Here is a 12359-nt window from a genome sequence, read left to right on the forward strand (position 1 = left end):
CCCCCGCGCGTGTGTCGGTGATGCTATCGGCCGTACGCCGGCCGCCTCACCCCGGTTTCGCCTCGCCGGCGGCCCGCACCCGCCGTCGTACGAGCTCGACGACGTTGGCGCCCGCGGCCAGCACTGCGTTGCCGTGCCCACCGCGCAGCCCGTTGTGCTCCTGGCGGGAGGCGAGCACGTTGCCGGGCCCCGGACGCGGCGGCACGGTCTGGTCCTGCGCGGCCACGGCGAAGAGCGGACCGACGAGCCGGTCGTATGCCCACGGCAGGACGGTGAAGCCCAACCGGATCACCTCGTTGGCGATGCCGACCTGACCGCTCTGGCGTCTCCCGTCGGCGACCGCCATCACCCGGTCGGCGATCCGCTCCGGCGTGGCGACCGGAAACGGAGGGCGTCCGACCGCTCCCCCGTACGTCGCGGCCTGGCCGTAGATGGGCGTGTCCACACCGCCCGGCGCGACGTAGCCGATGTGCACGCCGGGGATGTCGCGGTTGTCGACCCGGAGCTGGCGGACGAGGGCGCGTACGCCCCACTTGCTGAGGACGTACGGCGCCATGTCGGGCACGGCGATGTGCCCGATCAGCGAACCGACCAGCACGAGGCTGCCGGAGCCCTGCGCGCGCAGCACCGGGAGGACGTGCCGTGCCAGGTTGACCGACCCGAGCAGGTTGGTGGCGACGACCTGGTCGAACACCTCGACGGGTACCTCGTGGACACGTCCGTACGCCACGACGCCCGCGCTGCCGACGACGGTGTCGATCCTGCCGTGGCGCGCCATCGTGGCGCTGACCGCGGCCCCGACCTCCGCGTCGACGCCCATGTCGGTCGGGTGGACCGACGCCGACGCGGCCCCGAGGCGCTCGCAGTCGCGGGCGACCCGCTCGAGGGCGCGGCGACCGCGGGCGAGCAGGACGACGTGGTCACCGCGCCGCGCGGCGACGTGCGCCGACGCCTCTCCGATGCCGCTGGAGGCACCCGTGACGAGGACGACGCGCGAGAACCGCTGGTGGGTGGGCATGACCGCCCGTACCCCACCGGGCCACGCTCACACACCCGCATCACGGGGTGCAGCGGACGCGGTCAGCGCACGTCGCTCAGCTCGACGTCCTCGTGCGTCACGTCCGCGATGTCGCCGACGGCCGCGCCGAGGAGGCGGTCGGCGAGGTCGTGCAGGGCCCGGGCGGTGGCCAGCTCGGCGCCGATCTCCGGCACGTCGCGGTCCGTGGGGTTGAGCCGGGCGAGCCCGGTGCCGACGAGCGCCGTCCGGTCGTGCGTGTGCAGCCGGGCCACCGCACGCGTGCGGCCGTCGTGCTCCGCGAGCTGGATCTCCACCTGCCAGGTCGATGCGCTGACGTCGCCACCCATGATCGTTCCTCGCTCGTCGTACGGATGCAGTGGGTGCCGGGGCCCCGCTCCCTCCGAGAGCAGGGTCCCCGGCAGTGGCCGGGAGGCGCTCGCTGCGTGAGCGGAGCCCGTCCGGGCCGTGTGCGCCTGTTCGGTCTCCCCTGACTGGACCAGCGCCCACCTGGCACGCTAGGCGGACGGGCGGGCGACAGTCAGGGCCATTGGTCCCTGTTCGTGCCGGCCCGCCCGGGGTCCGCCCTCACCTGACGGCGGGGTCCTGCTCGCCCGTCTGCACCCGCCAGAGCGCGGCGTACGACCCGTCGGCGGCGATCAGCTGGTCGTGGGTCCCGGACTCGACCACGCGGCCCGCGTCGAGCACCCAGATCCGGTGCGCGTGCCGGACGGTCGAGAGGCGGTGGGCGACGACGATCGCGGTGCGCTGCGCGGTGGCCCTGCGCAGGGAGCGCTGGATGGCGGCCTCGGTCTCGTTGTCGACGGCGCTGGTCGCCTCGTCGAGGACCAGCACGGCGGGGTCGCGCAGCAGCGCCCGGGCCAGGGCCAGGCGCTGGCGCTGGCCGCCCGAGAGCGTGACCCCGCGCTCCCCCACCCAGGTGTCGAGGCCGTCGGGCATCGCGTCGACGAAGTCGAGGGCCGCCGCACCCTCGGCCGCGGCCCGGATCTCCTCGCGCGTGGCGCCGGGCCGGCCGTAGGCGATGTTGTCGGCGACGGACCCGGCGAACATGAAGACGTCCTGCGCGACGTAGCCCATCGACCCGCGCAGCGAGTCCCAGTCGAGGTCGCGGACGTCCTGGCCGTCGAGGAGCACCCGCCCGTCGCGGGGGTCGTCGAAGCGCAGCACCAGGCGCAGCAGCGAGGACTTGCCGGACCCGGTGGCCCCGACGATCGCGTGGGTCTCCCCGGCCGGGACGACCATGTCGATGCCGTGCAGCACGTCGGGGCCGTCGGCGTACCCGGCGCGTACGCCGCGCAGCTCGACCCGGCCCGCCACCGGGCGCGCCAGGGCCGTGGCGCCGGCGGGGACGGTGACGGGCACCGCGAGCAGGCCGAGGATCCGGGCGGCGGACGCGCGGCCGCGCTGGTAGAGGTCGAGCACCTCCGCCACCTCGGTCAGCGGCCAGAGCAGGCGCTGGGTCATGAAGACGAGCACGGAGTAGAGCCCGACCTCGAGGTCACCGCGCAGCGTCGCCCAGCCACCCAGCAGCAGGGTGCACGTGAAGCCGGCGAGGATCGCCATCCGCACCAGCGGCACGAACGCGGCCGAGGAGCGGATCGCGTCGGTGTTGGCCTCGCGGTAGGCCTGCGAGACCGCGGCCACCCGGTCGCGCTCGCGGTCCTCGGCGGTGAACGCCTTGATGGTCGCGACGCCGGAGATGTTGGACGACAGCGTGCTGGACAGGTCGGAGACCGCGACGCGGACCCGGTCGTAGAGCGGCTCGAGGCGCCGTTGGAAGACCAGCGACCCGACCACGATCACCGGGATCGGCAGGAACGCCAGGACCAGCAGCTGCCCGGACGCCGCTGCGAAGACCGCGCCGACGAGCAGCACGTTGAGCACCGTCTGGAGGATCGCGGGCGCACCCACGTCGAGGAAGCGCTCGAGCTGGTTGACGTCGTCGTTGAGGGTGGCCAGCGTGGAGCCAGCCGGCCGGCTCTCGTGCCAGCCGAGGTCGAGGTGCTGGACGTGGTCGTACGCCTCCACGCGCAGGTCGTGCTCCACGCCCTGCGCCAGGCCACGCCACAGCACGCTGGCGACGTACTCGCTGAGCGACTCGACCACCCACACCACGGCGTTGACGACCGCGAGCCAGCCGAGCTGCGCGAAGCGGGACTCGACGCCGAGCACCTCGCCCACGAACGACGCCTCGCCCCTGACCACGACGTCGACCGCGGCACCGATCAGCAGCTCGGGGACGACGTCGGCGACCTTGTTGACGGTGGACGCCACGACCGCGCCGACGAAGCGGCTGCGGTAGGCGCCGTAGCGACGCCACAGGGCACGCAGGGGCTGGACGGCATCGGGGGTGGCGGGCTCGGACACCCGCACAGGTTAGGTGGCCACGAAGCGTGGAAATGGGTACCCCAGTCCTGTCGGCCAGGTCGGCGCTCGACTGCGAGACGCGGGAGCTGGCATCCACCACGGTCGATCCCTTCGGCGTTGCATAGATTGGTGGCGACGGACCAGCTTGCGGAAGGCACCACATGACCGGCACGGACACCGGCACGGACACCGGCACGGACGGCGTGAGGTGAGCAGCCCCGGCGCCGCGCTCGGCGTACCCCCCGCGAGGTCCCTTGGCCGCACCCTCGTGGCTGCCTCGCACCCGGGCCCCGCCCTCGCGGTGACCGTCCTCGCCGGCCTGCTCGCGCTGGCCCAGGGCCTGTCCCCGGCGACCGGCGCCCTCGTGGTGGCCGCGATGCTCGCCGGGCAGCTCACCGTGGGGTGGAGCAACGACCTCGTGGACCGCACGCGCGACCGCGCAGCCGGGCGTACGGACAAGCCGCTCGCCGTCGACGGCGCGCCGGTCGCCGTCGTACGTCTCGCGTGCGCGCTGGCCGTCGCGGCCTGCGTCGGGCTCTCGCTCGCGCTCGGCACGGCCGCCGGCCTGGTCCACCTGGCGTGCGTGGCCTCCGCCTGGACCTACAACCTCGGGCTGAAGGCCACGATCTGGTCGTGGCTGCCCTACGCCCTCTCCTTCGGCGGCCTCACCGCCGTGGTGACCCTCGCCGACGGCCAGGTCCCGCCGTGGTGGTGGCCGGTGGGCGCCGCGCTCCTCGGCGTCGCGGCCCACCTGCTCAACGTGCTGCCCGACCTCGCCGGCGACGCCGCCACGGGGGTCCGCGGGCTCCCGCACCGGCTGGGGGCGCGCCGCATCGCCCCGGTCGCGGCCGCAGTCCTGGCCGCGGCATCGGCGGTGGTCCTCGTCGGCGCGGCGCCGCCGCCGGCCGTGACGGTCGCGGCAGTCGTGGTCGTGCTCGGGCTCGACGCGGTCGTCGTCGCGGGCCGGGGACGGGCGCCGTTCGCCGCGGCGGTCGCCGTCGCCCTGGTCGACGCCCTGCTGCTGGTGGCGGGCCGATGAGCCGCCGCACGCTGGAGCACCAGGGCCTCGAGCACGGCCACCTGGAGCACGGCGACCTCGAGCACTGGGACGTGGTGGTCGTCGGCGCCGGCCCGGCGGGCTCCGCGGCGGCGCTCGGGGCGCTCGCCGAGGACCCGGGGCTCCGGGTGCTGCTCCTCGACCGCAGCGACTTCCCCCGCGACAAGTCGTGCGGCGACGGCATCGCCCCGCACGTGCTCGACGCGCTCGCGCCGGTCGGGGCCGCCGACGTCGTCGACGGGTGGACCCCGCTGCGCGACCTCGAGCTCTCCCACGGGGAGGTCACCGTGAGCGGCCCGATGCGCCGCGAGGTGCACGTCGTGCCACGTGCCGTGCTCGACGCCCGCCTGGTGCAGCGCGCGGTCGCCGCCGGCGCGGTCCTGCGCACCCACCGGGTGTCGTCGCTGGCCAACCTCCACGCGCCGCGCGCTCCCGGGGTCCCGGTGGTCTCCGGTGCCGTCTCGGCCGACGTGCTCGTCGGCGCCGACGGCGCCCACTCCCTCGTCCGCACCGCGCTCCTCGGTCGGCGGCGCGAGCCGCGCGCGATCGCGATCCGCGGCTACGCGCCCACGACGCCGGAGCTGGCCGGCCGGCAGGTCATCCGCTACGGCACCCGCCGCCAGCCGTCGTACGCGTGGGCCTTCGACCGCGGCGACGGGCTCGCCAACGTCGGCTACGGCGAGCTGCTCCCCGGCGAGCGCGGTACGGCCGGCACGCCCAGCCGGCGGCTCCTGCTCGACCAGCTCGAGGAGCTGGTCCCCGGTGCTGCCCGTACGGGCAGCGACTGGCGCGGCCACCACCTGCCGCTCAGCACGTGGCACTGGGACCAGCCCGACGGACCGGTGCTGCTGGCGGGCGACGCCGCCGGGCTGGTCAACCCGATGACCGGCGAGGGTATCTACTACGCCGTCGCCACCGGCATCGCCGCCGGCCGCACCGCGGCCCGTGCGGTGGCCGCCGGCCGCCCGGGCGACGCCGGTGCCCGGCACCGCCGGGTCGTGCGCGACCTGCTCGGCACCCACCTGCGCCACACGTGGGCCGCCGCGCGACTCTCCCGCTCCCCCCGCATCGTCGACGCCGGCATCCGCGCGGCCGGGCGCGACCGCCACGCCTTCGACGCCCTCGTCGAGCTCGGCCTCGGCGACGGCCGCATCGACGCCCGCCTCGCCGGCGGGCTGCTCCGCAACCTGGCCCGGCCCCACCATCCCGACCACGCACCCGACACCCAGACCCCGACCAGAGGTGGCTGACATGAGGATCCTCGCCGTGCGAGGCGCACTGCCGACGCACGCCCACCCGCAGGCCGAGATCACCGAGGCCTTCGCCGAGTTCATCTCCGAGCGCAGCCTCGACCGGTCGCTGCTGCGCCGCTTCCACGCCAACGCGGGCGTCGAGCGACGGCACACCGTGCTGCCGCTCGACGCGTACGCCGGCCTGGGCGACTTCGGGCACGCCAACGACCTGTTCATCGAGCACGCCGTCGAGCTGGGGTCGCGCGCGCTCGTCGACGCCCTCAAGGCCGCAGACCTCACCCCCTCCGACGTCGACCTGGTGGTCACGGCCACGGTGACGGGCCTGGCCGTGCCGTCCCTCGACGCCCGCATCGCCGCCCAGGTGGGCCTGCGGGAGGACGTACGCCGCATGCCGCTCGTCGGGCTCGGCTGCGTCGCGGGTGCCGCCGGCATCGCGCGGGTGCACGACTACCTCCTCGGCCACCCCGGGCACACCGCGGTCCTCGTCGCCGTCGAGCTGTGCTCGCTGACCGTCCAGCGCGACGACACCTCGGTGCCCAACCTCGTGGCGAGCGGGCTGTTCGGCGACGGTGCCGCAGCCGTCGTGGCCGTCGGCTCCTCCGGGCGGCCAGGACCGGTGGAGGTGCTCGACTCCCGCAGCCGGCTCTACCCCGAGAGCGAGCGCACGATGGGCTTCGACGTCACCGGCAACGGCCTGCGCATCGTGCTCGACGCCGAGGTGCCGTCGCTGGTGGGCCGGTACGTCCGCGGTGACGTCGACGGCTTCCTCGCCGACCACGGCCTGACCCGCGCCGACATCGGCTGGTGGGTCTGCCACCCGGGCGGACCGAAGGTGATCGAGGCCCTCGAGGAGGCGCTCGAGGTGCCGCGCGACGCGGTCAGCCTGACCTGGGAGTCGCTGGCGCGGGTCGGCAACCTCTCGTCGGTCTCGGTGCTCCAGGTCCTGGAGGACACCCTGCGCGAGCGGCCACCCGCACCGGGGAGCCACGGAGTGCTGATGGCGATGGGGCCGGGCTTCTGCTCCGAGCTCGTGCTGCTGCGGGCGGCGTCGTGACCGGGCTGGTGGCGTTCACCGTCCTCGTCGCGCTCGTCGGGCTCGAGCGGGTCGCCGAGCTCGTCGTGTCCACCCGCAACGCGCGGTGGAGCATGGAGCGCGGCGGTGTCGAGCACGGCCTGGGCCACTTCCCCTTCATGGTCGTGCTGCACACCGCGCTCCTCGTCGGGGCACTCGCCGAGGCGTGGGTCCGGCAGCCGCAGGTGCCGTCCGTGCTGGCCTGGTCGATGCTTGCGCTCGTCGTCGCCTCGCAGGCGCTGCGCTGGTGGTGCATCGCGACGCTCGGCCGACGCTGGAACACCCGCGTGATCGTGGTGCCGGGCATGCCGCCCGTCCGCTCCGGGCCCTACCGCATCCTGCGCCACCCCAACTACGTCGCCGTCGTGGTCGAGGGTGTCGCGCTGCCCCTGGTGCACGCGGCCTGGATCACCGCGCTCGTGTTCACCGTCCTCAACGCCGGGCTCCTCGCCGTACGCATCCGGGTGGAGGACGCGGCGCTCGCCACGCTGCCGACCGAGGAGGCCACCCGTGCATGACCTGGTCGTGGCCGGTGGGGGGCCGGTCGGCCTCGCCGCCGCGCTGCACGCCGACCGTGCCGGGCTCTCCGTGGTCGTGCGCGAACCTCGCTCCGGCCCGATCGACAAGGCGTGCGGCGAGGGCCTCATGCCCGGAGCCGTCGCCGAGCTCGCCGCGCTCGGCGTGCACCCCGAGGGCCGTGACCTGGCCGGGATCCGCTACCTCGACGGCTCCGGCGGGAGGCAGGCGACGGCCCGCTTCGCCCGCGGGCCCGGTCGGGGCGTACGCCGTACCGTGCTCCACGACGCCCTCGCCCAGCAGGTCGCGGCCGCCGGGATCGACCGCGACCCCCGTCCGGTCGCGGCCGTCGTCGACGCCGGCGACCACCTGCTCGTCGACGGCGAGCCGACGCGTCACCTGATCGCCGCCGACGGCCTCCACTCCCCCGTACGCCGCCTCGTGGGCCTCGACGCGCCGGTGTCCGGCCGGCGTCGCTTCGGCCTGCGCTGCCACGTGCAGCAGGCGCCGTGGACGTCGTACGTCGAGGTGCACTGGTCGCCGCGGGCCGAGGCCTACGTGACGCCGGTCGCCGACGACCTCGTGGGCGTGGCGGTGCTGGCCGAGGCGGGCTCGCGCTTCGAGGACCTGCTCGACGACTTCCCGCTGCTGCAGGAGCGCCTGACGGGCGCCCGCACGCGGGTGCTGGGTGCCGGACCGCTGCGCCAGCGCGCGCGGGCGCGGACGGCCGGCCGGGTGCTGCTCGTCGGGGACGCCGGCGGCTACGTCGACGCCCTGACCGGCGAGGGGCTCGCGCTCGGCCTGGCCCAGGCCCGGGTCGCCGTCGGGTGCCTCGCCGACGGCCGTCCCGACCGCTACGACCGCCTCGCGCGCCGGCTCGGGTTGCGCCACGAGCTGCTCACCCACGCGCTCCTGCGCGGCACCGCGCTCGGACCCGTCCGGCAGCGGCTCGTGCCCGCGGCAGCACGCCTGCCCTGGCTCTTCGACACCGCCGTCAACCAGCTCGCCCGACCCGTGGGGAGGCCCGCATGACCGACACCCGCCCGACCGATCCCGGCACGCCAGAGCTGGTGGTGCTGCTCGACGAGGACGGCGCCGCGACCGGCACCGCCGACAAGGCCACCGTCCACCACGCCGACACCCCGCTCCACCTGGCGTTCTCGTGCTACCTCTTCGACGGTGACGGCAACGTGCTCGTCACCCAGCGGGCCCTGCACAAGCGGACCTTCCCCGGGATGTGGACCAACAGCTGCTGCGGCCACCCCGCACCGGGCGAGGCGCTGGACGAAGCCGTACGCCGCCGGGTCGAGCAGGAGCTCGGCACCACCGTGACCGACCTGAGGCTGGTGCTGCCGCGGTTCCGCTACCGGGCCGAGCAGGACGGGGTCGTCGAGAACGAGATGTGCCCGGTCTTCGTCGGCGCGGCCGAGGGAGACGTGCACCCCGACCCGGACGAGGTGGGCGTGGCCAGGTGGGAGCCGTGGCCGGAGTTCCGCCGAGGGGTGCTCGACGGCACCCGCACCGTGTCGGTGTGGTGCCGCGAGCAGGTGGCCGAGCTCCCCGCCGACCCGACCGCCGCTCCGTCCGCTGCCGCCGACGAGCTGCCCGCGGCGGCACGCCCTGGGTGACCGACGTGGGCGGGCCGGGTCGGGACGCCCTCGCGCCCCCGTGTCACAGCCTGACCAGCGTCTTTCCTGAGGTCCGTCCGGACAACATGTCCTGCAGGGCGACCGGGGCCTGGTCGAGGCCGGCATACACCGTCTCCCGGTGGGTCACGCTCCCCTCTCGCAGCCAGCCCCCGAGGCGCGACTGCATCTCGTCCAGGAGCTCCATGTGCAGGCTGCCGCGGAATCCCGACAGCGTGAGGTGCTTGGCGGTCGCCAGGAAGATGTTGCGCGGCCCGGTGGGCTCGCCCTCGTAGTCGGAGATCGACCCGCAGAGCGCGACGCGCCCGTGCATGCGCAGTGCGTCGAGTGCTGCCTCGAGGTGGTCACCGCCGACGTTGTCGAAGTAGACGTCGATCCCGTCGGGGGCCAACCGTTCCAACGCCCGCGCCGGTTGCTCGCGGTGGTAGTCGAAGGCACCGGCCACGCCGACCTCGTCGACGAGCCACGCCACCTTCTCCGCCGAGCCGGCGCTCGCGATCACCCGGTGGCCCAACCGGACGCCCATCTGCGCGACCAACGAACCGACCGCCCCGGCGGCCGCCGAGACCCACAGCGTCTCTCCGCCACCGAGGGCGTCGGCCACGGCCAGGCCGGAGTACGCCGTCAGGCCGATGGCGCCGAGCGGTCCGAGGTACCACTGCGGCGGCGTGTCCGCGACGTCGAGGACGCGCATCGTGCCGGCACCGTTCATCAGCTCGACGCCGGCGTCGACGACGGCGTGCTCACGCCAGCCGTACGGGTGCCAGACCGTGTCGCCGACCTCGAAGCCCTCGGCGTTCGACGCGATGACCTGACCGACGGTGAGCACGCCGTCCAGGGCGCTGCCGAGCGGGAAGGAGGCGAAATATCCAGCCGGGGCCTCGGCGCGCAGGCGCAGCCGGAGACCGGGGTCCACGGAGGTCCACGTGTTGCGCACCAGCACCTGGCCGGCGCCGGGGTCGGGCACGTCGACGCTGACGACCTCGAAGTGCTCGGGACCGACCTCGCCCTCGGGGTAGGAGACGACCTGGACCTGGCGACTGGGCGCGGCCACGGTGGTTCAGTCCTCCTGTGTCCGTGCAGCGGCTGCGGTCTCGTCGTCCATCAGCACGACGAGCCGCCCGGTGACCGTTCCGGCCCGCAGGCGGTCGATGCCGAGGGGCACCTGGTCGAAGGCGAGGTGCTCCACCGTCGGCACGATCTCACCGGCGGCGAGGTAGTCGTAGACCCGGACGATGTCGTTGCGAGTGCCACCCGAGGAGCCGTGGATGTGCGCCTTCCGGTGGATCACGTCGGCGGTGTTGAGGGTGGTCGACACGGCACCGAGCCCGACCATCACGATGGTGCCGCCGGTGCGGATGGCACCGACGGCGGCCGCCGTCGTGGTGCCGAAGCCCGCGAAGTCGACGACGACGTCGAGGTCCATGCCCACCAGCCCGTCGGCCGAGTCGACCACCGACGCCAGGCCGAGCCGCTCACCGAGGGCGAGCGCGTCCGGGCTGATGTCGGCGCCGTGCACCTCGGCCCCGCGCAGGACCGCGATCCGGGCGCCGACCTGGCCCAGGCCGCCGAGCCCGATGATCCCGACGCGGTGGCCGGGCCCCACGCCCGCCACCTCCACGACGGCATGGTGGGAGGTCATGCCGGCGTCGGTCCCCAGCGCGGCGAGGTCGAAGGAGAGATGCTCGGGAAGTGGGACGAGGTCCTCGGACGGCGCGAGGGTGAAGGCGGCGTACCCTCCGTCCCGGCCGTAGCCGGGGACCGTGCGCCCCATGGGAAAGACGCCCACCCGGTCCCCGGTGCGTACGTCGCGGGCGTCGGGGCCGACAGCGACCACCTCGCCCGCGATCTCGTGGCCGAGCGTGAGCGGGTTGCGCGTGATGTTCTCGACCCAGCTCGGCTCATCGAGCTCGCCGACGTCGGAGTGGCACATGCCGGCGGCCCTGACCCGCACCAGCACCTCATCACGCTGGGGCGTGGGCACGGGCACCTCGTTGCGGACGAGCGGGCGCCCCGTTCCGGTCCACTGCCACGCGGACATCCGCGCGGGGATCGTCGTCCGACTCATGCTGACCTCCACCAAAGAATTGAACTCAGTTCATGAACGTAGGACCCCGTGCCCGGACCGTCAAGGCGATGTCGTCGAGCCATCGCCGACACCGGGGGGTCGTGATGAACTGATTTCAAACCGGTGATTGACGTCACAGGGCAGGAGTCCTACGCTAACTGAACTGAGATCACTTCAATCTAAGGAGCACGGCATGACCATCAAGAGTCTGCGACTCGGGGCGCTGGTCACCGGTCTCGCATTGACCCTCGCCGCCTGCGGGGGAAGCAGCGGCGGCACCCCGAGCGGAGCAGTCGACGGCGGCTGGGACGACGTCGTCGCAGCAGCCGAGAAGGAGGGCAGCGTGATGCTGTACTCCAGCCACAACCCGGTCAACCTCGAGTCCCTCAAGAAGGCCTTCGAGGCCGAGTACCCCGACATCACCATGGAGTACGTGCGTGGCACCGACGCGGAGCTGAACCCCAAGGTGGAGGTGGAGAACCAGACCGGGCGCGGCACCGCCGACGTCCACATGGTCACGGACACCAACTGGATCAACAGCGCCGCCGAGAGCGGCACGTACTCGGCCGAGCTCCTCGGCCCCGAGGTCACCGAGTCCGGAAACTACGACGACGACACGAGCCTGATCGCCGACCGGTTCGTGCTCACCAGCGTCGCCGTCTTCGCCCTCGGCTGGAACACCGACATCCTGCCCGAGGGGCTGGGCGACGTGACGGACGTGATCAAGCCCGAGCTCAAGGGCAAGATCGGGATCGTCAACCCGACCGGCATCGCGGTCTACAACGACCTCTACCGGTTCCTCGAGAACACCTACGGCGAGGAGTTCATCGAGGACCTGGCCTCGCTCGAGCCACGCATCTACCCGAGCTCACTCGGTATCGCCCAGGCCCTGACATCGGGGGAGATCGCGGCGGCCCCGATCGTCAACACCCTCGGCACCGAGAAGGCCTCCGGCGCACCGGTCGACTGGAAGCTCGCGCCCGAGCCGTGGGGCGCTGCCTGGTACACCCACGTCCTGTCCTCCGCAGCGCACCCGAACGCGGGACAGGTCCTGGCGGACTTCATGGCCTCCGAGGAGGGACAGACCGCCCTCAGCGCCGGTTACGCGGCTACCCTGCCCGGCATCGAGGGCGCCGTGGCCCAGGCCTCCGACGTGACGCTGGCGGACCCGTCCGACCTGACGGCGGACGACCTCAAGGCGCGTGAGAGCGACTGGGAGTCGCTGTTCCTCAACTAGGGAGCGACGCTCCGGGCACCGTGACCACCAGGTGCCCGGGGCGTTCCGCCGTGTCGGACCCCCGCCGCCCCGGACCCGCCCCGGGCGCCGACCATCGACCACTCCGA

General features: G+C 74.0%; 12 protein-coding genes. 7 read left to right on the forward strand and 5 right to left on the reverse strand.

Features of this window, described 5'->3' with window-relative positions; all coding sequences use genetic code 11:
• Positions 1-46: 46 nt before the first annotated feature.
• The 3 genes from EXE59_RS20335 to EXE59_RS20345 all read right to left on the reverse strand — a co-directional run bounded on the left by EXE59_RS20335 (position 47) and on the right by EXE59_RS20345 (position 3403).
• Positions 47-1018 (reverse strand): SDR family NAD(P)-dependent oxidoreductase, encoded by a 972-nt coding sequence (locus EXE59_RS20335; RefSeq protein WP_135840522.1) that lies wholly within the window; start codon positions 1016-1018, stop codon positions 47-49.
• A 62-nt stretch (positions 1019-1080) separates the two neighbouring features.
• On the reverse strand, positions 1081-1365 hold the full coding sequence (locus EXE59_RS20340) for a DUF1876 domain-containing protein (RefSeq protein ID WP_135840523.1): 285 nt from the start codon (positions 1363-1365) through the stop codon (positions 1081-1083).
• Between the two features lie 238 nt (positions 1366-1603).
• Positions 1604-3403, reverse strand: coding sequence for an ABC transporter ATP-binding protein (locus EXE59_RS20345; protein ID WP_246056938.1), 1800 nt, complete (start codon positions 3401-3403; stop codon positions 1604-1606).
• Positions 3404-3611: 208 nt separating this feature from the next.
• On the opposite strand from EXE59_RS20345, the gene EXE59_RS20350 reads away from it, so the two are divergent.
• Genes EXE59_RS20350 through idi form a run of 6 tightly spaced genes read left to right on the forward strand, consistent with a single transcriptional unit; the run spans position 3612 to position 8929 of the window.
• A complete protein-coding gene (locus tag EXE59_RS20350; RefSeq protein ID WP_135840525.1) occupies positions 3612-4442 on the forward strand; it encodes a UbiA family prenyltransferase in 831 nt (276 codons plus the stop codon).
• A complete protein-coding gene (locus tag EXE59_RS20355; protein WP_135840526.1) occupies positions 4439-5710 on the forward strand; it encodes an NAD(P)/FAD-dependent oxidoreductase in 1272 nt (423 codons plus the stop codon). The genes EXE59_RS20350 and EXE59_RS20355 overlap by 4 nt, the downstream gene beginning before the upstream one ends.
• A gap of 1 nt (position 5711) precedes the next feature.
• Positions 5712-6767 (forward strand): type III polyketide synthase, encoded by a 1056-nt coding sequence (locus tag EXE59_RS20360; protein WP_135840527.1) that lies wholly within the window; start codon positions 5712-5714, stop codon positions 6765-6767.
• Positions 6764-7303, forward strand: a complete 540-nt coding sequence (locus EXE59_RS20365; RefSeq protein ID WP_135840528.1) for an isoprenylcysteine carboxyl methyltransferase family protein — start codon at positions 6764-6766, stop codon at positions 7301-7303. The genes EXE59_RS20360 and EXE59_RS20365 overlap by 4 nt, the downstream gene beginning before the upstream one ends.
• Complete coding sequence (locus tag EXE59_RS20370; protein WP_135840529.1) at positions 7296-8333, forward strand: NAD(P)/FAD-dependent oxidoreductase; 1038 nt, start codon at positions 7296-7298, stop codon at positions 8331-8333. Before EXE59_RS20365 ends, EXE59_RS20370 begins: the two co-directional genes overlap by 8 nt.
• The gene (idi, locus tag EXE59_RS20375) at positions 8330-8929 is read left to right on the forward strand and encodes an isopentenyl-diphosphate Delta-isomerase (protein WP_135840530.1); all 600 of its coding nucleotides are present in this window, start codon (positions 8330-8332) and stop codon (positions 8927-8929) included. The genes EXE59_RS20370 and idi overlap by 4 nt, the downstream gene beginning before the upstream one ends.
• Before the next feature lie 43 nt (positions 8930-8972).
• Here the strand turns inward: idi and EXE59_RS20380 are convergent, their stop codons facing one another.
• Together EXE59_RS20380 and EXE59_RS20385 are read right to left on the reverse strand one after the other, a co-directional pair.
• Entirely contained in the window at positions 8973-10001 is a 1029-nt protein-coding gene (locus EXE59_RS20380) for an NADP-dependent oxidoreductase (RefSeq protein ID WP_135840531.1), read from the reverse strand.
• A gap of 6 nt (positions 10002-10007) precedes the next feature.
• Positions 10008-11015 carry a zinc-binding dehydrogenase gene (locus tag EXE59_RS20385; RefSeq protein ID WP_135840532.1) on the reverse strand — a complete coding sequence of 336 codons (1008 nt, stop codon included), beginning with the start codon at positions 11013-11015 and terminating at the stop codon, positions 10008-10010.
• 193 nt (positions 11016-11208) lie between these two features.
• On the opposite strand from EXE59_RS20385, the gene EXE59_RS20390 reads away from it, so the two are divergent.
• The gene (locus tag EXE59_RS20390) at positions 11209-12252 is read left to right on the forward strand and encodes an ABC transporter substrate-binding protein (protein WP_135840533.1); all 1044 of its coding nucleotides are present in this window, start codon (positions 11209-11211) and stop codon (positions 12250-12252) included.
• Positions 12253-12359: the final 107 nt, after the last annotated feature.

Origin of the sequence: Nocardioides eburneiflavus, assembly GCF_004785795.1 — a bacterium.
GTDB classification, from domain to species: domain Bacteria; phylum Actinomycetota; class Actinomycetes; order Propionibacteriales; family Nocardioidaceae; genus Nocardioides; species Nocardioides eburneiflavus.

What these genes read in the sequence shown, in the direction of transcription:
- EXE59_RS20335 (WP_135840522.1), bottom strand. Translation starts at nt 1,018, where the DNA reads ATGCCCACCCACCAGCGGTTCTCGCGCGTCGTCCTCGTCACGGGTGCC.
- EXE59_RS20340 (WP_135840523.1), bottom strand. Translation starts at nt 1,365, where the DNA reads ATGGGTGGCGACGTCAGCGCATCGACCTGGCAGGTGGAGATCCAGCTC.
- EXE59_RS20355 (WP_135840526.1), top strand. Translation starts at nt 4,439, where the DNA reads ATGAGCCGCCGCACGCTGGAGCACCAGGGCCTCGAGCACGGCCACCTG.
- EXE59_RS20360 (WP_135840527.1), top strand. Translation starts at nt 5,712, where the DNA reads ATGAGGATCCTCGCCGTGCGAGGCGCACTGCCGACGCACGCCCACCCG.
- idi (WP_135840530.1), top strand. Translation starts at nt 8,330, where the DNA reads ATGACCGACACCCGCCCGACCGATCCCGGCACGCCAGAGCTGGTGGTG.
- EXE59_RS20385 (WP_135840532.1), bottom strand. Translation starts at nt 11,015, where the DNA reads ATGAGTCGGACGACGATCCCCGCGCGGATGTCCGCGTGGCAGTGGACC.
- EXE59_RS20390 (WP_135840533.1), top strand. Translation starts at nt 11,209, where the DNA reads ATGACCATCAAGAGTCTGCGACTCGGGGCGCTGGTCACCGGTCTCGCA.